The 243-nt window shown below is 60.9% G+C and carries 1 protein-coding gene; it reads left to right on the forward strand.

All coding sequences use genetic code 11. The features are described from left to right. Positions 1-65: 65 nt before the first annotated feature. A partial coding sequence (locus tag EOA16_RS32495) for a DUF680 domain-containing protein (protein ID WP_127261753.1) occupies positions 66-243 on the forward strand: 178 nt, incomplete at its 3' end.

Here is a 243-nt window from a genome sequence, read left to right on the forward strand (position 1 = left end):
AATCTCTTCGGCCGCTGATCGCGACTGCCGATACCAATCTAACCTTGAACCCAGGAGTAATTAAAATGACCAAGATCGCACTCACCGCCGCCGCCATCCTCGTTGCCACGGGCACCGCTTTTGCCGGCAGCGACAACTATGGCTCGGCCAACGCCAATCAGCCTGCCGTCGCTGTCGACCATTCGATCACCGCTTCGGTCTCGAAGTCGACGCAGACCGTCCAGGCCCCAGCGTCGCAGGGCG

The organism is Mesorhizobium sp. M7A.F.Ca.US.008.03.1.1 (genome assembly GCF_003997495.1).
Classification (GTDB): domain Bacteria; phylum Pseudomonadota; class Alphaproteobacteria; order Rhizobiales; family Rhizobiaceae; genus Mesorhizobium.